This window comes from Paenibacillus pabuli NBRC 13638 (genome assembly GCF_001514495.1).
Lineage (GTDB): Bacteria > Bacillota > Bacilli > Paenibacillales > Paenibacillaceae > Paenibacillus > Paenibacillus pabuli.
This window is the reverse complement of the sequence record NZ_BCNM01000030.1, coordinates 45,968-66,729: the sequence shown is the minus strand read 5'-3', so window position 1 is coordinate 66,729 and position 20,762 is coordinate 45,968. Positions and strand designations below refer to the sequence as shown.

Annotated in this window: 20 protein-coding genes; 3 read left to right on the top strand and 17 right to left on the bottom strand. The window is 44.4% G+C overall.

Going from position 1 to position 20,762, the window contains the following annotated elements; all coding sequences use genetic code 11:
* Positions 1–7: 7 nt before the first annotated feature.
* The 12 genes from PPA03S_RS29085 to PPA03S_RS29030 form a co-directional block, all read right to left on the bottom strand.
* Positions 8–832: a carbohydrate ABC transporter permease gene (locus PPA03S_RS29085; RefSeq protein ID WP_062329215.1), complete on the bottom strand. Its 825-nt coding sequence runs from the start codon at positions 830–832 to the stop codon at positions 8–10.
* A gap of 19 nt (positions 833–851) precedes the next feature.
* The gene (locus PPA03S_RS29080; protein WP_062329211.1) at positions 852–1,724 is read right to left on the bottom strand and encodes a carbohydrate ABC transporter permease; all 873 of its coding nucleotides are present in this window, start codon (positions 1,722–1,724) and stop codon (positions 852–854) included.
* Positions 1,721–2,809, bottom strand: a complete 1,089-nt coding sequence (locus tag PPA03S_RS29075; RefSeq protein ID WP_062329208.1) for an ABC transporter ATP-binding protein — start codon at positions 2,807–2,809, stop codon at positions 1,721–1,723. Before PPA03S_RS29075 ends, PPA03S_RS29080 begins: the two co-directional genes overlap by 4 nt.
* 23 nt (positions 2,810–2,832) lie before the next feature.
* Positions 2,833–3,669: a metallophosphoesterase family protein gene (locus PPA03S_RS29070; RefSeq protein WP_062329204.1), complete on the bottom strand. Its 837-nt coding sequence runs from the start codon at positions 3,667–3,669 to the stop codon at positions 2,833–2,835.
* A 36-nt stretch (positions 3,670–3,705) separates the two neighbouring features.
* Positions 3,706–4,539, bottom strand: a complete 834-nt coding sequence (locus tag PPA03S_RS29065) for an HAD-IIA family hydrolase (protein ID WP_062329201.1) — start codon at positions 4,537–4,539, stop codon at positions 3,706–3,708.
* 18 nt (positions 4,540–4,557) lie between these two features.
* A complete protein-coding gene (locus PPA03S_RS29060; RefSeq protein ID WP_062329197.1) occupies positions 4,558–5,271 on the bottom strand; it encodes a glycerophosphodiester phosphodiesterase in 714 nt (237 codons plus the stop codon).
* Positions 5,272–5,409: 138 nt separating this feature from the next.
* Positions 5,410–5,949 carry a glycerol-3-phosphate responsive antiterminator gene (locus tag PPA03S_RS29055; protein ID WP_062329194.1) on the bottom strand — a complete coding sequence of 180 codons (540 nt, stop codon included), beginning with the start codon at positions 5,947–5,949 and terminating at the stop codon, positions 5,410–5,412.
* A 221-nt stretch (positions 5,950–6,170) separates the two neighbouring features.
* On the bottom strand, positions 6,171–8,441 hold the full coding sequence (locus PPA03S_RS29050) for a beta-glucosidase family protein (RefSeq protein WP_062329191.1): 2,271 nt from the start codon (positions 8,439–8,441) through the stop codon (positions 6,171–6,173).
* 20 nt (positions 8,442–8,461) lie between these two features.
* Entirely contained in the window at positions 8,462–9,694 is a 1,233-nt protein-coding gene (locus PPA03S_RS29045; protein WP_062329188.1) for a PTS sugar transporter subunit IIC, read from the bottom strand.
* A gap of 205 nt (positions 9,695–9,899) precedes the next feature.
* Positions 9,900–12,347 (bottom strand): GH39 family glycosyl hydrolase, encoded by a 2,448-nt coding sequence (locus tag PPA03S_RS29040; protein ID WP_082704359.1) that lies wholly within the window; start codon positions 12,345–12,347, stop codon positions 9,900–9,902.
* Positions 12,348–12,585: 238 nt separating this feature from the next.
* Entirely contained in the window at positions 12,586–13,356 is a 771-nt protein-coding gene (locus PPA03S_RS29035) for a hypothetical protein (protein ID WP_062329182.1), read from the bottom strand.
* 90 nt (positions 13,357–13,446) lie between these two features.
* The gene (locus PPA03S_RS29030) at positions 13,447–14,136 is read right to left on the bottom strand and encodes a glycosyltransferase (RefSeq protein WP_062329178.1); all 690 of its coding nucleotides are present in this window, start codon (positions 14,134–14,136) and stop codon (positions 13,447–13,449) included.
* Between the two features lie 358 nt (positions 14,137–14,494).
* On the opposite strand from PPA03S_RS29030, the gene PPA03S_RS33505 reads away from it, so the two are divergent.
* Together PPA03S_RS33505 and PPA03S_RS29025 are read left to right on the top strand one after the other, a co-directional pair.
* Positions 14,495–14,665 (top strand): hypothetical protein, encoded by a 171-nt coding sequence (locus PPA03S_RS33505; RefSeq protein ID WP_167666115.1) that lies wholly within the window; start codon positions 14,495–14,497, stop codon positions 14,663–14,665.
* 11 nt (positions 14,666–14,676) lie between these two features.
* Positions 14,677–14,856, top strand: a complete 180-nt coding sequence (locus PPA03S_RS29025; protein WP_062329175.1) for an H-type small acid-soluble spore protein — start codon at positions 14,677–14,679, stop codon at positions 14,854–14,856.
* A 223-nt stretch (positions 14,857–15,079) separates the two neighbouring features.
* Here the strand turns inward: PPA03S_RS29025 and PPA03S_RS29020 are convergent, their stop codons facing one another.
* The 3 genes from PPA03S_RS29020 to PPA03S_RS29010 all read right to left on the bottom strand — a co-directional run bounded on the left by PPA03S_RS29020 (position 15,080) and on the right by PPA03S_RS29010 (position 17,793).
* Positions 15,080–15,505, bottom strand: coding sequence for a MaoC family dehydratase (locus PPA03S_RS29020; protein WP_062329172.1), 426 nt, complete (start codon positions 15,503–15,505; stop codon positions 15,080–15,082).
* 244 nt (positions 15,506–15,749) lie between these two features.
* Positions 15,750–16,979, bottom strand: coding sequence for a multidrug effflux MFS transporter (locus tag PPA03S_RS29015; protein WP_062329169.1), 1,230 nt, complete (start codon positions 16,977–16,979; stop codon positions 15,750–15,752).
* A 385-nt stretch (positions 16,980–17,364) separates the two neighbouring features.
* Complete coding sequence (locus PPA03S_RS29010; RefSeq protein ID WP_062329166.1) at positions 17,365–17,793, bottom strand: MarR family winged helix-turn-helix transcriptional regulator; 429 nt, start codon at positions 17,791–17,793, stop codon at positions 17,365–17,367.
* Positions 17,794–17,953: 160 nt separating this feature from the next.
* Here PPA03S_RS29010 and PPA03S_RS29005 point away from each other — a divergent pair, with 160 nt between their 5' ends.
* Complete coding sequence (locus PPA03S_RS29005) at positions 17,954–19,264, top strand: amidohydrolase family protein (RefSeq protein WP_062329163.1); 1,311 nt, start codon at positions 17,954–17,956, stop codon at positions 19,262–19,264.
* A 395-nt stretch (positions 19,265–19,659) separates the two neighbouring features.
* Here PPA03S_RS29005 and PPA03S_RS29000 read toward each other — a convergent pair whose 3' ends face one another.
* Both PPA03S_RS29000 and PPA03S_RS28995 read right to left on the bottom strand, forming a co-directional pair.
* Entirely contained in the window at positions 19,660–20,082 is a 423-nt protein-coding gene (locus PPA03S_RS29000; RefSeq protein WP_062329160.1) for a hypothetical protein, read from the bottom strand.
* 215 nt (positions 20,083–20,297) lie between these two features.
* Entirely contained in the window at positions 20,298–20,762 is a 465-nt protein-coding gene (locus PPA03S_RS28995) for a nitrogen regulation protein NR(II) (protein ID WP_062329157.1), read from the bottom strand.

Below are 20,762 nucleotides of genomic sequence, written 5' to 3'. Positions count from 1 at the left end.
AATTGGATTACTTTACACCCGAATAGACAAATGCTTTAATAATTTGCCGTTGTCCAAATAAGAAAACAATCAGAATCGGAACGACCAGAATCATGTTTCCAGCCATCAAAATGTGCCAGGCGGCTCCTCCGTCGACCTCGCGCAGCTTAGAGATCCCAATCGGAAGCGTTCTTGTTGCATCGGAGGTCGTCATCACGAGCGGCCAGAAATAATCATTCCAGTGCGCGATGAAGCTGAACAATGCAAAGGTCACCAACGTTGGCCGTGCCATGGGCACCATAATCTTGAGAATGATCTTCCATTCCGGCGTTTGGTCAAGCCGTGCCGCTTCAATAAGCTCTTCCTGTACTTGCTTGAATGACTGCCTCAGCATGAATATGCCAAAGGCACTGGAAGAGAAAGGCAAAATGAGTGCCAGCAAATTGTTAATGAGTCCCCACTTGCTGAGCAACAAATACACGGGCAGGAAAATAAGCTGACCAGGAATCATCAAGGTCACCATCGTTATCCCGAATAACAGCTTGTCTCCTTTGAAGGAGTACCTTGCAAACGCATAGGCAGCCAATATAATGGTTGTGAATTGAAGAAGGAGTATACTGACCGATACAACAACGCTATTCATTAGGTATTTAAAAAAAGGCCCTGATTCCCACGCCGCTTGGAAGTTGCTCCACATCACCTTGGAGGGAAACCATTTGGGTGGAAAGATGACGGTCTCCGGGTAAGACTTCAGTGATGTTGAAATCATCCATAGAAAAGGGATAGCAAAAATCGCAACCAGTACGATCGTGGCAGTAATATTCAGGATACGAAGCAATGACTTTCTTGCCATGATATATCCCTTCTCCTTTCTATTGGTAGTGAACCTTGCGGCTGAGCAGCTTGAAGTAGATTAGCGTAAGCACACCAACGACAACGAGCAGTATAACTCCTGCAGCCGAAGCGTAACCGATCTTGAAATAGCGGAATCCGTACTCGTAGATGTAAAAGACGAGCGTGTTGGTTGAATTGACCGGACCCCCATTGGTCATGATGGCAATGGTCTCAAACACCTGGAATGAACTGATCAAATTAATGATAATCAAGAAAAACAGGGTCGGCGAAAGCATGGGCAGCGTAATTTTGTAGAATTTCCGCCACCAATTGGCCTCATCCAGAGCTGAGGCTTCATACACATCCTTCGGAATGCTTTGGAGACCAGCGATGAAGATGAGAGCGTTGTAGCCCACGCCTTTCCAAACCGAAACTAGCACAAGCGACAGTAATGAACTGTCGGGACTACTCAGCCACTCCAGCTTGGGCAAACCAACCATATCCAGCAAACCGTTAAGCAAACCGAATTTGGGATCCATCAGCCACATCCACACCAGGGATACAGATACAAGCGAAACAATATGTGGACTAAATAGTGCACCTTGAACAAACCCGAACCATGCCCCTTCCCGATTAAGCCAAATCGCAAGCAGAAGCGAAATCACAATGGATAAGGATACGGAAAGAAGCGTATAGTTCAAGGAATTGCTCAGGACCTGAAGAAAAGCACTATCCTTAAATAACTCGACAAAATTGTTGAAGCCCACGAACTCCTTGACCGGATTAATGAAATCCCAATTGTAAAAACTCAAAAAGATCATATAGAAGATCGGATAAATGAAGAAAATAGAGAATATCACGATAGAGGGAGCCACCATGACATAGGGACGGAATTTGGACCAAACGGTCATGAATATTTCCCTCCCAGGACAATGAGCTCTCTAGCTTCAGACCGCTCATGCTGACGAGCACGGACTCCGTTCCGATCAAAATAGTACAGATCCTGCATAGAGACCGTGACGTTTACCTCGGAGGCGGACTCCAACGGCTTCAAAAAGCTCTTCACGGCCACTGGTCCAAGCGCGGAATCCAGTTGATAGATGATTTCTGCCCCTAGTGTCTCGCGTGTCATGATATGGGCTGTGAATTGAACATGCCCCGTCTGCGTTCTGTTCTCAAGTGTCATCGTTGCTTTCTCTGGTCGAAAGCCAATCTGCTCAATGTCATCATGAAGCTGAACATTTAAATAAGGCAGGATACGTTCGCGATCAATCACATTCATCGGCGGTGTACCGATAAATTGGGCTGTGAAGACATTATCCGGATCATCGTAGATTTTCATTGGACGATCTGCTTGTTGAATCCGCCCTTTATTCATGATGACGATACGATCTCCCATCGACATGGCCTCAACCTGATCATGCGTAACAAAGACAAAGGTTGCGCCTAGCCGTTTGTGAAGCTGAATTAACTCCGTACGCATTTGATGGCGCAGCTTGGCATCCAGATTCGACAAAGGCTCGTCCATCAGGAATACCGCAGGATTCTTAACCATAGCCCGAGCCAAGGCAACCCGCTGACGTTGACCTCCGGACAGAGCCTGCGGCTTCTTGTTCAAATATTCGGCAAGGCCGACCACCTCCGTGATCTCCTTAACAAGACGCTCTCGCTCAGACCGAGGCACCTTGCGATTCACTAAGCCGAATTCAATGTTCTCCCTGACAGTCATCATTGGATACAATGCATAGTTTTGAAATACCATGGCCACATTACGCTTGCCCGGTTCTACCCCATTGACACACTGGTCTCCGATCCAAATTTCACCGCCCGTTTCTTTCTCAAGTCCTGCGATCATACGGAGTGTTGTTGATTTTCCACAGCCAGACGGGCCGACCAATACCGTAAAGGAGCCATCCTCAATGGTCAGATCCAGACCCTCGATGACTTTATCCTGCTTGAAGCTTTTTTCAATCTGCTTCAACACAATTTGTGCCATGACATTCCCTCCTTCTCTTTACATTACTGAGCGGCAGATGCTAATTGAATGGATAGAATAAGGTCGCTTTCTTCACCTAACGCACCAGCGACAGGTCCAAAGCCCGGCATATCACAACAAAAACTTTGAATATCATCGGCGAGGCTAGCACCCTGTATAGGATGGTGAGTTATCGCTACTTCGCCCTCACGAACTTCAATAACACGGTATGCAGGCACATCCAGACAAGCTGCGGTCTGTACGTAATGCCATTTTCCTTGCTTAACGATGGAGTTTATGTGATTATGCCCGCAAAAATAGATGCCTCCTTCTGGCCGACTATTGAATATGCTCTTCAGTTCATCCTGCGGACGAACATACAGCTTATCGAGCGTTGACCGTGCAGTTGTATCAAATACCGGATGATGCCCGAAGAGAAGCACTTGCTTCTTATGCGAATCGGCAAGCTGCTCTTTGAGCCATGCCACTTGCTCTCCGTCCAGCTCCCCTCCCCAATCTTCCCGGTTCATTTCTTGGGTAGTATCCAGAAAAACCAGCTTGGCATGAGGCGTGTCAATCGCTCGATAGCGATCCTGACCTGTTAGCGTGGAAATTTCATGCTTGGGTATCGAATACGTATCGTGATTGCCCAGCACATGAATGAAGTTCCGTTCACTTCTGGAAAGGATGGAGAAAATCGATCGGAATTCCTGAGCCGTTCCTTCATGCGTTAAATCGCCAATCGAGATATGAAAGTCCGCCTCTTCCTCTAAAAAGGTCTTGAGCATATGCTCATATACCCGAACTCTCGCAGCCTTCATTTCTTCGGTCCCATAACTCATGCTTGAATAGTGATAATCACCAAGTAACGCCAAACGCATGAACTCCACCTCCATCTTTATTTTGCAACCTTGCTGCTAAGCTTTCTCCACCTGCAACACAGTTGAATGCTTCGAATGGTCCTGCTGTTCCATGATGCATTCGTTGAAGGAAGGCCATATATAATCCGGAACAATACCTGTTTTTTGGATATCCTCTCTCAAGGAGATACCTGTAAGCACCAGTGCCGTCTTCATTCCATTCTGCTGTCCAAATAAAATATCCGTTTCCAGCCGATCGCCGATCATAAGGCATCTGCTGCTATTCACATCCAAAAGCTGGAGCGCCTTCTCTGCATAATATCTGGAAGGCTTGCCAAGCACGACTGACGCTTTCTGCTGGCTGGCTGCCTCAATGGAACTTAGGATGGACCCGGTATCCGGAATGATATCCCCTTGTACGGGGCAGCAACTGTCCGGATTCGTTGCGAGCAGAACCGCCCCAAGACGAACTGCTTTTGCCGCTAGATGAAGCTTATCGTAATGAAACTGCCGATCCATGCCGACTAACACATGCGTTGATCGATACGGATCTTCGGTAATGGCTATTCCGATTGCCTGAAGTTCTCTCCGTAAAGCCTCCTCACCAATAACCAGCACCTCGGCGTCTGGGGCATGCTCTGCAAAATACATTCCTGACACGTACCCTGCGGTCAGAATTTCATCGAGCTGGCATGAAACACCCAGACTCAGCAGTCTCTTGTAGCAATCCTCCCTGGTATGAATGGGAGTATTCGTAAGAAACAACAGACGCTTGCCTCGTGATCGCAAGCCACTAATGAAGTCATTTACGCCAGGGAGCCTCATCTGGCCGACATAAATCGTCCCGTCTAAATCGAAGCAATATGCATCGTAAGCATACAAATCCTCCATGACCTTAACCCTGCCCACTCAAACTGAGTTGGACAACTCTAGCGCTTCCATGAAGTATTCGAGCTCGTCTGTACAGACCCATACGGACGGATATTCCTGAAATTTCTTCATGATGGAAGTCTCATTGACTGTCCAAGCCATCAGTTGAATTCCCAGTTCTTGACATCGATGAATGTAATGCTCGGTCACGAAGGCGTAATGCATGGACAAGAATGTCGCCCCCATCTCTAATGACCAGTCAAGAATAGCCTTCGAACAGCCAAAAGTGATGAGACCGATCCGTACATCGCTGGATAACTGCCTTATCTTCTCCAAGGCATCAAAATCAAATGACGTAATGACTACCTGATTCAGCAGGTTGAATTCTTTGATAACTTCAAGTACCTTCTCCTCCAGCTGAGGGTAACAGTTACCCATCTGCTTAAGCTCAATGTTGAGTTCAATCTTCCCCTTTAAAGCACGTAGTACTTCATCAAGGGTTGGAATATGCTCATCTTGTTTTATGTTTAGAGATTGCAGCTCCGAAGCTGTATAATCGGCTACCCTTCCCGTTCCATTTGTCATACGGTCAATCGTATGATCATGAATGACAACCGGAATTCCATCCTTGCTGAGATGTACATCCAGTTCAAGATGTGTAAACCCAAGTTCCACCGCTTTTAAAAAGGAAGACAACGTATTTTCAGGATATTTCTTTGGATAGCCGCGATGAGCAACTGCTTGAATGGTCATGCTCAATTACCTCCCGTAGATATTTTGGACAACACAAAAAACCCAGCAGCAAATCACCCTCCTTCAACATCAAGGTTGTATTGATTTACTTACCACCGGGTTTTCTCGTCGTCTCCACCCAAGGATAAATGTATGAAATTAAGTCCAGAATTTCTCGTGCCCTACCGAAACAAAATCTGCCCCGCTCTTTAATGCTTGTTGTATTTCTTCCTCGTGCCGGATAAGGCCTCCAACAATCAAAGGCTGCGAGATGCGTTCTTTCAATTCTTGAATGACTCGAGGCATAAGCCCCGGCATCAGTTCAACCTCATCAGGCTTGTAGCTCATAATCATACGAACCGCAGTCGTTATTGCTGCCGTATCAATGGCGAAAATGCGTTGAATGCTTAATATGCCCGCTTGCTTCGCGGCAGAAACCGCGTTGCTCTTCGTCGTTACGATACCGTCCACTTTAAACACATCAGAAAGATATTGAATGGCGGAGGCATCTCGTCCAATCCCCGATACCATCTCGGTATGCACATATACCTGTTTGCCGCTTTGATGCAGACTGTCTATGATCGAACCAAGATTGGTAATGTTCCCTGTCATCAGAATCACTCGTTTCACATCGCTTGCTATAGCTTGTGAAATTTGTTCTTCAACCGTGATGGAGGCTATGATCGGATAATTCTTCATGGTCAGTCCTCATTCCCTTGTTTGTCATCTTAAATGTTAAAGCTTAAATATTCGTTATGTATCATCTTTATGTAAATGGGTTGTTAATTTTACCTCTCAACCTAAACCATCCTCGTCTACCATCAATTATGAACAAAAAGTTCTTGTTTTTTCGACAAAAGAACCCAGTTCTTGCCCCCATTTGGGACAGAACTGGGTTCCTATAAAGATAACTATTACTACTATTTTCGTGCCCGGTCAACCCGTGCGATAAGTTCTTGGATTACGTCATCCGGCGAACGTTCGTTCATCCAATTTTGACCGAACATCTGGAATACTTTGATCATGGGGAAGTCTTCCCAAAATCCGACGAATTCCTCGCTAAGATATACCTTATCCGTGACGTGCTCATTCATGTCATTCAGGCAATGCTCTAATACGGCTTTTGCCGTGGGATCGCTCAACCATTCGCTAAGAAGGCTAAATTTGTGGAACGTGATTTCTTCCTTTCCAAAGTCACAATGTAAACGTTCGGTGATTCGTATGTCTTTAGACGAGCTGCCCAATGAAATTTGAAAAAATCCAGTCTCTGCTACCCAGCGGTTGTACTTGGTGTTGTAATATGAAAAATCTCTTTCTTCCAGTTCAAAGACGATCTTTCGGTTTTCGCCCGGCTCAAGTTCGATTTTGGCGAATGCCTTCAACTCCTTCTCTGGGCGGGTCCATTTGCACTCTTCATCGTGCACGTACAATTGAACGGCTTCTTTTCCCTTACGCTTGCCCGTGTTTTTCAATTGAAAGGACACTGTAACGCCTTTATCCACCTGGACCACTTCGAGGTCCGTATAGGAAAACGATGTGTATGACAATCCGTGTCCAAACGGAAATTGTGGTGCCAGTTCTTTGCGGTCATAATATCGGTACCCTACGAAAAGACCTTCGCGATAATATAGCTTGCCGTTCTCCCCCCGAATCCGCATATGCGAAGGGTTGTCCGACAGCTTCACGGGGAAGGTCTCGGACAGTTTACCCGACGGATTCGTGTGTCCGAACAGTATATCCGCGATCACTTTACCCATGCCTTGTCCCGACAACCAGGAATGAATAACTCCAGGTACATGCTGGACCCATGGACGCATGGCTAATGCTGACCCGCTGCTTGTCACCACAATGCACTTGGGCTGCACGGCGGCTACCGCCTGAATCAATTTCACTTGATGCTCCGGAAGGTTAATATCTTTCAAATCATGCATCTCTGATTCGGCATATTCCGGTTGGCCGACAAACAGCACAGCCACATCGGAATTCATGGCCAATGACACGCTTTCCTTGATTAACTCCTCATTCATGGAGTCATCCTCCGGGTACCCTTCTGCATAACCCATGGAAATTGTGTCTCCAAGCAGGTCCTTTATCTCATCCCACGGGATATCGACTCTTGTAGGAGTTACCTTCGCACTTCCCGCCCCCTGAATTCTAGGCTTCTTGGCAAACCGTCCAATAACGGCAATCGACGAAATCGATTCCTGCTGCAGCGGGAGAATCGCATTCTCATTTTTCAGGAGCACCATACTTTCGGCCGCCGCTTTACGTGCAAGTGCATGATACTCCGGAACATCAGATGAATCCGTGTCTTTGTTACCGGTAACCCGCTCTACCAGCTTCAAAATACGGCTCACACTTCGATTCAGCTGTTCTTCGGAAAGAGTCCCGTTCTGCACCGCTTCCACGATCGCTTTGGCATTGTAATGGGCAGGACCCGGCATTTCAAGATCAAGCCCGGCTTTCAGTCCACGTATTCGGTCATTGACAGCCGTCCAGTCGGACAGAACTACGCCTTCGTAACCCCACTCTTCTCTCAAAATGTCATTTAGCAAATGTTCGTTCTCGCTGGTATACGTTCCATTCAGCAAGTTATAAGAACACATGATCGTCCATGGATCGGATTTCTTGACAATCCGTTCAAAGGCACTCAGGTAAATTTCGCGAAGCGTCCGCTCATCGATTTCCGAACTGGTCACCATTTTCTCGAACTCCTGGTTGTTGCCTGCGAAGTGCTTAAGAGAAGCGCCCACTCCTTCGCTTTGGATACCGTTAATGAACGCTGCTCCAAGTTCGCCCGTCAAGCACGGATCTTCCGAATAATATTCAAAATTCCTACCGCCAAGCGGAGTCCTTTTCATGTTGACTCCCGGTCCGAGCAGCAACTCCACGCCCATGGCCTTCGATTCACGGCCGAGCGCTACCCCGACCTCATGCAACAATTCCGTGTTCCAGGAGGAACCGATGGCTGAACCCGTAGGGTAACAGGTTGCGGGTACATTTTCCGTCGTAATGCCCATTTCTTCATCGCTGTTCGTTTTACGGATACCGTTTGTTCCGTCATACATATGAACGGGCGGAATGTCTAACCGCTCAATCCCTTTTGTCATCCACATATTCAAACCCGCACAGAGCGAGGCTTTTTCGGCAAGCGTAAGTGCCGACAACAATTCATTGATCGACTTATTCATGATACTCCATCCTTTTTATATCAATTTTGTTCCTTTTCTTTCTTCAGTTCTTGTGCATCATACAGTTTGAAAAACGGGAACCAGACAGCAAATACAATCAGGAGGACCACCGCCAGCAAAATAAGGCCGTTGAACCCAGACATGATGTAGGTGGACAGTCCGATCGGCGTATACCACAATTGGAAGATCTGGCTCGGAATTCGCACCAAACCCATATCAAGCGCCAAATACACAATAATCGGCGTGATGAGCCCGTTGATCCACATCGGCACCATGAGCAGCGGATTGAAAGCAATCGGTGCTCCGTACACGACAGGCTCATTAATATTGAACAAGGACGGGATGATGGTCGCTTTACCGACGGACTTCAGCTTTTTCGATCGGGCCAGCAGGAACCAGACAACTAACGGCAAGGTCGCTCCCATCCCTCCAATACCAAGCCAGCCGGAGAAAAAGGTTTCGAAGGTGTTGATATTGACCGGATCTTGCCCGGCTGCGACAAGAGCAGCATTTTCTTCAATTGCAGGTATCCATATCGCGTACCAGATCGGTGTCATAACCCATGGGCTTACGCCAAAGGAATACAGCACTACACCAATAAAATTGAATAATATAAAACCTGTCAGACTTTGCCCCATGGCATTGATTGGCTCAAAAACGTTCACGATCATCGCAAAAATATCAAACTGAAGCTGATATACCAGAACCCATCCTGTAGTTAATGCCAAAGCGATTGGAACGAGAAAATCAAACCAGTCCATAATGAATTCGGGTAGTGAAGACCCCTTTTTAAAGAACGAGAATTTGTTGCAAATATTCATGACAAGAGCAACAAACACACCCACCAGGAGCGCTGTGATCATTCCCGAAGGTCCGAACCGTTCAAGAATGAATTGAATGGTTCCATCTTCGTTCATCGTTGGATGAAGAAGCATAACGAACAGGGATACCCCAGTCATTCCCGCTAACAACTTGATTTTGTGGCGATCCTTTTTTTCCATGACCACATAAGGCGTCAGAAAAGCAATAAACAAACCCAATAAACCAAAACTGAATGTGGTGATGGGTGTCAGATCCGGCATTCCCGGAATGAAATCCTGCAAAATCGAAATCAATGTAATAATCGAACCGATAAAAATCATCGGAATGGCGACCATGATGGCTTCTTGAATTGAAGAAACCCAAATATTGTTCGTAAACGCCTCCAATTTGGGCGCGAACGAATCTGTCATCCATTTCATGAAACGCTTCATCCAAACTCCCCCTGTCTTTCTCTTAGCTGCCACAACCAAAGTATATAGAAAAGTGTTAACGCTTTCTTGTTGAAACTTGCCGCATTATGGTTCGTTTTTTGCCCACTTCATGTCTTCCGTTCTAGCTTATCTACCTGTGCAAGTAAATAAACAACAAAAAACATCCCTCCATTTCGGAAAAGATGTCTTGAGGTTGTATTTTCATTTAATATTGCCTATCGAACATGAGTAACATCACACCATGAGGCGGGAGCATAATTTCTTTGCTCCAACATTCCTTTCTAACTATCTCTGTCCGTATGACGGGACCGCTTCTCCCGTTTAAATAAAAGATCTCTTCTTCCGTTAAGGAATAGGGCGATCCCATGCGGGTCCACTCGTCAAATACCGATCCATGCTCCCGATCCAGTTGATAACTGGTGCATTTATAGGGTCCTGCGAGCTTGTTTAGCTTGAGTTCGAATGTTTTGTCACCTTTTTCCTCAAATACGTCATAGCGGGTTGAACAGGATAATTCCGACCAATCTCCACTCGTAAACAGCTGATCTACGTGAACGTAGTGATAGAACAGAAATTGCATGCTTCCGTCGCTTTTTCGGGTTCCAACATAACCTTCTCCCTTAATTAGCAGTTCATCACCGAGCTTTTGCATGAGTTCAAACGCATAATAGCTAGGTTTTTTTAGCCCATCACGATTAATCAAGCCAAAGCCTCCATAAAACGGAGAAGCGGGAACGATGCTTTCTTCAAATACGTCGGTAAAGGACCAGAAAGCCATCGCTTTCACGTCACCTAGCGTGTTCATGGTTTGGTAGATGACAAACGGAGCCATGAACATGGTATCGTGCAGCAAGTTTCGGTCATATAGCGAAAAGTTCCACTCGGTAACATGAAGTTCAACATGACCGTACAATGACGCATTCATTTTTTGCCGCAGCCGGTCAATGCTTTCCTTATAAAACGAAGGCGGCATGATTTGGGTCAAACGATCATCTTCAGCTTTAAGCTTGGGATATTCCGAATAGATATGGAACGAAAAGAAGTCGATGGCCACTTCCCGCTTTCTGCAATAAGCCAGAAACTCCTCAGCCCAAGTGTCGTTCCAGAGAGATCCATAACCCATGGCGGGGCCTCCCACCTTCAGTTCGTGCAATACCGATTTGATGGCATGAACGGTGGATTCATAAAAAGCGAAGTATTCTTCCTTGCTTCCTGCCCAACAGACACCTGCCAGGTCAGGCTCGTTCCACACTTCGAAATACCACTTTTTCAATTCTTCCGCCCCATAACGGTTCAAACAATGGCGAACAAATTCGCGAACTAGCGCTTGCCACTTGGCTCGATCTGACGGTGGGCTAATGTTCCCTTTCCACCAAAATATCGTTTCTTTGGACCTCGCCAGTTGGCTCGGCATAAAGCTCAGTTCCACAAATGGCCGAACTCCCTGATCTAGAATGAAATCATATAACTTGTCCACATAAGACCAATTATAGACGGGGGTGCCATCTTCTTTCTCGCTGTAAACCATCATCTCGTCATTGAATATCCCATGAAATCGGATATGTTGAAAAGGGATTTTTCCTTTCAATGCGGACAATTGCTTCCGCCAATCTTCACGCAATCCTTCTACAGCTCTTCCTGCCGTCATGGTGGTATTCCAGTGCTTTTCATAAACAAAAGATGTCTGGTCTGCTTGAACCTCAATGCGGGTTTGGTCTGCCCCAAGAGTAGTCGATAGATGGACCTTGTCCTGACCCGTGTCCATTTTTGCGTCCAGATATCGATACAGCGATCCAATTGCATTCAGCGTTTCCATTTCGTAATAATCTCCGCTTGAAGATTCCTCATACGTTTTGGGCTTGCGGTTCACGTTCAACTGATGGGGTACGGCTGCATGCGATGCTTCCCGATAGGAACCAGGCGTGCAACCGTACTTTTCTTTGAAGTATTTGTTAAACAGTTTAACGTTGGCAAATCCGCAATCCAGTGCGATTTCCGAGATTTTCTTTTCGTTCCCTGCCAGCTGGGTCTGGGCTTTCTCCAAACGAATGAGCGTCAAATACTTTTGGAAGGATATACCGATTTTATCGGTAAAGAAGTGGGAAAAATAATGCAAACTCAAATGCTCGGACTGAGCCATTTCCTGCAGCGTGATCTTCTCATTGTAGTGACTATCAATGTATGTGAGGACTCTATTCAGCCTTTTATAGTCGTAATCTTTGCTTCCTTCCCCCATCGGCGTATTTGTTCCACCTAAAAAATATCTCTGGAGGCAACCGCATAACATCTGTAATCTGCCCATTGTGAAACTTTGGTAACCCGGCGACTTTTTGTTTATTTCCCATACCATTTGAGCAAGATTTTGTTTAATACTATGTAGCCGGGAAGCGTCTTGATCAACGTTCAGGGCAGAGTTGCAGGAGATAAATGCATTACTGTTCAGCAACTCCGGACCGAACTGCAATGTTAACAACACGTTATCTTGATTGGTACGCTCAATCTTGTGTACTGACATGCTGTTTACGACGATGACATCATCTTCATGGAGTGTATATTGCTTCTGGTCCAGATACATGATGATCGAGCCATGAAGAACATAAACAATTTCAACTTCTTTATGCCAATGAAAATCAATATGTTTCACAGAATTCACGAAGAGTTTCATAGGCAGATCATCCTGATGCTGGATAAACTCGTATAAATAGCGAATTGTCTGCGCCTCCCTTCATACCGCTTATTATAGACACTTCATTTCGAAGATATCAACATGAAGCCCAGTTTCCTACCCCTTACGGCAATAGGTATAAGTTCTTGTCCCGCGACCAAAAACATAAAGCCGGTCGGAATGACCGGCCACTTATTGTGATATTCCTTGGAATCGAAACGCACAGTTAGAAAAAGTTATTCAGTATCTGTTCGATCTCATTTGGATTTGTGATTTCAGGACCGAAAACAGCTCTAGGTTGCTTACTGTTATTCCACGGCTCCAACGTACAAGCATCATGAATATGTGCTATTTTCCAGGTCAGTACATTGTCAAATGTTGTTCCTGTGTTCTGTCCATGAATATGATTGATCCAGATTGGTTCCTTGATATTAATGAATTCTCGGGGAACCTTAAATGCATCGCGCCAGGTATAACGAGGCGCTTGTCCTTTCAAATACTCATTCACATTGACAAGCGTTACACCGTAGCTGGGAAGCCAGAAAAAAAATTTACCCAGTCGCTTTTGTACCGAGTCGTAGATGTAACCGTATTGCGGTACCAGGGATACCGTGTCTCTTTGGGGTTTATAGGCATGCAGCTTTTTTATAAAATCTTTGTGATACATATCATCACTGGACAGATAGACGCGGTACAAATACTCGAACTCTTCCATATCTTGGATCACACGAGATTGGTAATCTTTAGATGTAACAAAACAGATATTGGAAGGCAGGGGAGGATACCTTTTTAGTGTCCCGTGTATAAGCTTCTCAGACTTCGGGTCATACAGTACGTAGCAGGTAAACTCCTGAGAAGATTGAAGGACCAGGCTCTTCAATGCATACTTCATGAATAGATCTATTCTGTATTCTATCCAGCGCTTGGTCAGTCGATCCGCTGTCGATCCCCAGTTATTAAAGAGCATTTCTACAATAAGCTTTTTTTCCTTAGACATTCTCTTAGCCCTCCTTTGACGTTCAGGGATGATCTACGTAGGAACCTGTACCTCTTCGTTTTGCCCTGAATCTATCAAGAACGCCTCTGGTCAGATCATGAATTCTCTTAATACTTGTTCAATCTCGTCTCCACTCAGCCGGTCTTTAGGTGGAACCTTTTTGACCGAGGTGTTACTGGAATGAACAATATTGATATAATTGCGTGGAGGCAGCAACTCATGTGGCAGATCAATGACATTTCCATGGGTGCCTCTCCCCGGTAACTTGACGCGGTATCCTGAGGCATATTGCTCCGTTTTATACAGATACACATAGAATTGCGGTGAACGATGAAACGTCGGTGCCATCTCATTATTGACGCTGTCCCACAAATACCCATTCTGGTTGATTAGCGCCATCGTCTCTGGCTTTGGTTGCACGTTATATAGCTGCTGAACAAACGTCCTATGGTACAGGTCATCCGAATCCAGTCTGGCAATGTAAATGTCTTCATGTCCTTCCGCAAAGGCGAGTATGGCGCCAACGCTCTCGATATGCGTTCCGAAACGGATATTGGCCGGCAACGGTTCCTGCTCTGCCAAAATTTCCTGCATTAACTCTCCTGATTCCTTCGAGAGCTTCACTACGGTCAGGAAATCCTGATTCGTCTGCGCCTTGAGACAATTCAGCGTAAACCTGCGAAAAATGTCCATTCTTCGCTCCAGCCATTCTCTCGTCAAACGCTGCGGGTCAAAACCATAGTTGTTGAAATTAATCTCGATCACGATTTTTCTTGTCATAATTTCGCCTCCTCGTTGAATCTCTAAACTCGCATACCTGTCTCAACGAACTTACTGTCTTCATCCAATTCTGCCGACTCTATAATGTATGAGTAACTAAGCAAGACGCAACGGACACTTGAACTGATCTTGATAGAGTATGAGATGAAATTTACGGCATCCAATCGAAATGGTTTACCGATGTGACCTATTCTCCATTCGGCTCTTGCTTTCTGTGCATGTCAGTGGAATTGTAGTGGGGAACACAATGTTTATTAAATCAGATTTACGAGATAAATTTTGCATAAGCACTTACTGTTTGGTGCAATGTAGTGATGTAGGGATTTTAAAGATCTGATCACTATTTGGAGGGATCGTTTTGGCTAAGAGCAAACAGCAACAAGAAGCGCATGGAATTGGACAGATCGAGCATCAGCTGAATAATCAGATGGAGACTGCCGCAGAAATTCAGGGACAATCGAAACTCGACCAAGAAATAAAAAAGGCCGCCCACAGTCATATTGATCAATTGAATGAGCTTTCAGAATAAGGAGAATTCTCATGAACAAACAAAGAGCAATTGAAATTTCTGAATCGGCCATTATGAAAAATGTAACTTACAACGATACCCCTATCTTTATCCAGCATGTCAATGAGGATGAAACAGCTCGGATCTATCTGATCGGAAACTCGGAACAGGAAATAACCGTTCCTTTGTCCAGTCTGACTGAACATCCTTAGAATAAAGCGGATGAGGAGCACTCTCACTTTGATAGTGCAGCCATAAAACTTGTTGACTACAAAAAACCGGAGCACCTAAGCTCCGGTTAACAAATAGCAAGTTTGCTATTCATGCTTCTGACGGTAGTACATCCCTTTTCATTCATACTGTAACATCCGGAGTACACTTCTGCGAAATATCCAAAGGGCGATGATATTACAAACAATGTTTCCTCCTAAAGGTCTACTTCTGAACCAAAGCTGATAAGTCCCCTGTAAAAACCACTTCCTCGTTGTGATTGAAAGTCGAAAACCTCACAGTAACGAGTCCTGTGTCATTTCTCTTCTCTTTTACTTCAATAACTTCAACATGGGTATACAGTATGTCTCCTGGATATACTGGTTTAATAAATTTAATATTATTGAATGCGGTTCCAGCAATCACATCATCGCCATAGCTACCAGTTTCAATCCATAGTTTAAATGTAACGGCTAAGGTTTGAACCCCGGAAGCAATGATCCCATTAAAGCGTCCCTTTTTTGCTTTATCTTCATCCAAATGCATATATTGCGGGTCAAACTCGGATGCAAATCTCATAATGTCCTCTTTACTCATTTCTAAGGACTTCGTTTTAAAGGTCTGTCCAACAAAAAATTCATTGAATTTCATAAATAAAAACTCCCTCGCTGAAGATTATGGGTTGAGTGAATATGTTACTTAAATTTGCAAAGGTTAAGATCACTGAAACTATTTTGTGATTCATTAATTAATATTTATATCTTAATTTACAAGACTTAATTATAGTACTTGGTACTAACTATGACTAGAAAAATTCTCACCAACTGAATGACCAGTTAAGTGAGAATTTTTCCGCTTATGTGGTCTAATGATCCTATCATCAACCCTTTCTGAGTTAAAAGTTAGGATCAGACTGAGCATGTTGAGGTGTCCGACGCGAGATGTTCTTAACTAGGAGGAAGTATGTCAGAATCGCAACGAGACTGGTCATTAATAAAGTGAGTCCAAGCGGGACGGCAGTGTCTTCACCTGCGATACCCACCAGAGGAGCAACCAGGGCGCCTAAAAGAAAAGGAACAACTCCAAGTAGCGCTGCTGCACTTCCAGCCATCTTGGCTTGGCTCTCCATCGCAAGCGGAAATGCTGCAGTAGACGTAATACCTATGGAGCAAACAAAGAAGAACAACGGAATAACCAAAGCGAACAACGGGCCATGAACTAAGGTTACCACCAAAGCTGCAACACTTGCCGCTAAAGCAAGCCACAGTCCAGATAATAGAAGAGTCTGCTCAGGTATACGTTGTGCTAACCGACCCACAATTTGGGAACCGATGATCAAGCTGATCCCGTTCGAAGCAAACAATATAGCAAATACAGTCGGTGTGACTCCATATATATTTTGGTAAATAAATGGTGTTCCTGCTACATATGCAAAGACCCCAGCCGTCATGATTCCCTGTGCCAGCATATAGCCAACAAACTTGCGGTCACGTAGAAGCGTTCTGTAGTTCCCTAACTGTTGTTTGAAGTTGGGAGCCATACGTCGTTCAGGCGGGTTTGACTCCTTCAAACCCCATTTTGTCATTATTAATAAGAAAACGCCCAAAAATGAGAGTGAGATAAACACACCAATCCATGTCGTGAATGAAAGAATGCCGCTTCCAGCGATCGGTGCTGCCAAAGGCCCCAAATTCCCTACAAGCAACAGCAAAGAGAAAAATTTAGTGAGTTCATGTCCACTATAAAGGTCCCTAGCTATCGCACGAGAAATGACAATTCCTGCTGAAGCCGCAAATCCTTGAGTGAAACGAAACAAAATCAATAGTCCGATATTAGGAGCAAAAGCGCACGCCAAGGAACAAATAATATAGGCAGCCATGGAGATTAACAACGGTTTACGTCTACCGTGAGCATCACTCAAAGGACCCATAACGAGTTGCCCCATACCTAGCCCTAATAAACAAGCAGTAAGACTAAACTGAACAAGCGACGCGTTTGTATTGAAATTTTCTGCAATCTCAGGAAAAGCCGGTAAATACATATCAATCGTAAATGGACCTAATGTTGAAAATAAACCCAGCAACAACGCCAGGCCAAATACATTCCAATTATTGCTCTTTATCATTGTTGATTAAATCTCCAATTCATTACATAATTTAGTTTATTTGAACGTAGACACCAGTCAATATACACATTGCCACTATAATTTCAGTACCCAAAGACATATTCGATTTCTACTAAAAGTGTGTACCTTGAGCGATAGGTGAAATCCAGACTTTTCCCTCCTTTTGAACTTAATTTCAATAAAGTATTATTCCCATAAACTTAGCCTGAGCATTTACATTTTAGTTCTGACTCTACAAGCCTATTCGAAGTATAAAACATAGAGTTAACTGTAAGTCAAATCATCTATTTTAACGCAAGCTAATAAGTTGGCACTGATTGTCAGGGGGAGCTTCTAGGAACCTAGTTTGGAGATGGCTCCATAATTTCATAGGGTATCGTCTTATTCATAGGCGTTCATTGATTTTGATCAACAATTTCTTTAAGACTTGCTTTTCGTCTTCAGTAAGGACTTGAACGATTTCTTCCTCCACTTTTTGGAATGAGTCTTGAAAGTCTTGAATCAATTCAATCGCTTTTGGCAGCACATATATATTTTTTTGCCGTTCATTGTTGGCCGGAATTTTGCGCTCGATGAACCCATTTTGCTCTAAACCTTGAAGCATGCTTGTAATGCTAGCACGACTTAAATGAAATCGGTCTGCAAGGTCCATTTGAATGATTTGATTATTTTGATTTTCATAGATATAGTCGATTACTTTTCCTTGTTGAGCGGTTAACCCCAGCTCTTTTATACTCTCGTCCGCTCTTTTCTTTAACTTCAGACCAATAACCTGAAACAGATCCAGATATGGTGTATCCTTTTCGGATTGCATAATAATCCCCCTCCCTCCAATTGTTAGATACCTAATTGTAAGTAAATGTACTATACAGTGATCCTTTAGGCTTGTCAAACAACTATTAGCTTATTGACAGTTAGATAACTAACAGTTATACTCCGAATTGTTATACTGAAAACACTTAGGGGGAATTGAAATGGAGAAATCAGTTCAAAATTCAGCGTTAGAACCAGTGACGGCGATTACAAATGTACGTATCTTTGACGGAGATCAAATCATTGCGCACAGACATGTTGTCATTAAAGGGGAATCCATTATTTCAGTCGGCGGAGAACTTCCGGCCGAAGCAACGATTATTAACGGAGAAAATGCGACTCTAATGCCTGGTCTGATTGATGCCCATGTCCACACCTCAATTGGGGGATTACGGGATGCCTTAAAATTCGGCGTTACAACCGAACTCGAAATGAACGGCGACTTCACTCAAAGAGGTCGCGAGATTCAGTTGAAAAATGTAAATGACGTGGCTGACGTCCGTTCTGCTGGCACAGCGATCAGCGCTCCGGGTGGACACCCAGATGAGTTACTGCCAGATGGAGATGAAATACCGGAATTCATATTAAAGGAACTAGAGAAGTTATCCGAGGAAGATCGGGAAGCAATGTTGGCCGCATACGCTCACGATCACGAAGAAATACCGCAAGTCACAACAGTTGAAGAGGCGATTAAGCATGTGCATACCCAAGTGGAGAATGGAGCCGACTATATCAAGGTCATGATTGAAGAAGGAACGGTCATGGGGGCACCTGGCCTGCCTGTACTTAGCGACGAGATTCTAAAGACAGCCGTGAAAGAAGCCCACAAGTTGGATAAGCTGGTCATTGCCCACGTCTTGACGGCTCTTTCATCGCAAGAAGCTATCGATTTTGGAGTCGACGGTTTGGGCCATTTGTTTATCGACAGACCCGAGTACACATCCGACTTAGTGAAGTCCATAGCGGGTTCAGGCGCTTTTGTTATACCGTGCTTGGTGTTGAATTCATCGATTATCGGAAATCCGGCATCGGAATTAGCGAATGATCCGCGTGTTCATTCCAAATTAAGTCCAGACTGGATCGATATTTTGAATTCAAGCTTCAATACGTTCCCGCAAGGTAATATGGAGAACAGCTTTCAGAATGTGATGGATCTTCACCGTGCCGGTGTTGATATTCTGGTAGGAACGGATGTCGCTCCGGTTCCCGTTCCGAACCTTGGCGGCCTTGCTCATGGGGCCAGTGTCCACCATGAGATGCAGCTGCTGGTGAAGGCCGGGTTCACGCCGATCGAAGCTCTTCAGTCAGCTACTTCCAAACCGGCCCGTTGCTTTGGTCTTCACGACCGCGGTCGTATCACCGAAGGTGCACGCGCTGATTTTATTCTTGTAGAGGGTGATCCAACCACTCAAATTTCAGATACCTTGTCAATAAAATCGGTGTGGTTCAATGGTTTACAGCAACTGGATTAATCAGATTTGATCTCCCTATAGAATGAATTGATTATTTCAAGTTAATGCTCATCGTTTTCGATAAACTAGACATAAAATCAAGAAGGCAGTCGATCACATTAATCGACTGCCTTCTTGATTTTATTAGGGTAACGTCTCCCGTTAGTTGAGCATTGATTTATGTTCATTTTCTCTCCACGTTCACTACATTTAAAATTCTCAACAAAGCTTCTCGTTGTACTTGATCCTCACTATAACGAATCCTCCATGATTTTGTTTTAGTTAAGTGTCAATGGTTTCCTTGGGGAGTATTCGTCGTCGGCGAACTAAACGTTAATAGACAAAAAAATACCAGTTTAACAACTGGTAAAGTAAAGGTGTATATATCTTATATCTGTAATTTCAGATCCTTTTTATTAGTCCGATACGACAAATCCGTCGAAGTTCTCAGGTCCTACACGGATTGTACCAAGCAAGTTAGAACTGATAAAAGCAGTGTACGTCAATTGAGGAGTAATTGGTGGATTAAAATCATCTGCTGAAAACGTAATAACTTGAGGTGCAAGCACGCTCAAACTAAATGTGGATGTTGCCGAATAGATCACAGGATCTGTTGCCAGCGTACCGCGTACAATCGTTATGGTGACCCCAACAAGGGCCAGCGGTAATTGTACAGAAACGGTTCCTTTTAATTGAACTCTAGGGTTAGTCCCTGCACCTGCTGTTAGCAAACCAATCTGACCAAACACTTGCGGTGTGTTAATTAGAAGGATGGGGATCGCGATCGAGTTGGCCAAACTTGCATTTTGCGATGTTCTCGCATCCAAAAACGTTGTCATAGTGTTACCTCCTTATCACGAAGATAATATAATATATTCATAGGTAACTAGTCTGCTTGGACAGTAAACATAATAATTGGAGCATTTCCCACTAAAAACGGTATTGTACGCCCTAATGGGAATGATTCCTCAACACAAAAAAGCCGCTTTTATAGCGACTTTGATGGTACATGTTATGTCCCGTGACATTATATGCTCAATAATGAAGTGATAAGTTAGACCTTGGGAGGAGAAAGAGATTCAAGTTCTTCCTTCGTTTTGAGCTCCTGCTCAATCCGTTGTAGTTGTTCTTTCGCTTTCCGATAAGCATTATCAGCTTGTTCAGTCTGCTGCTCGTAATCTTTCCTACGCAGGACGGGAATGAGGACACAATCATAAGTTAGTTCGTCTCCTTGCCCTCGGACCACAGCATTTAAAAGCACATCTAATGTTCCACCACTACCGGTTTTCATCATTAAGCACATCTCATTAACCTGATGGTTAAGATTAATCAGCGGCAAAAAATAAATCTGAAAGAAAACCTGGCTCGGCCGAGTTAGCAGGGATTCAAAGCTGGTACCGATGATTCCTAGTTTCTCATATGCAAGCAAGCGACAAAAGGTATCGTTAACGATTTGTATTCTCCGATTTTGATCTATCGATAAATAACCGCATGAGGCGTAATCCAACCATTCATCCAT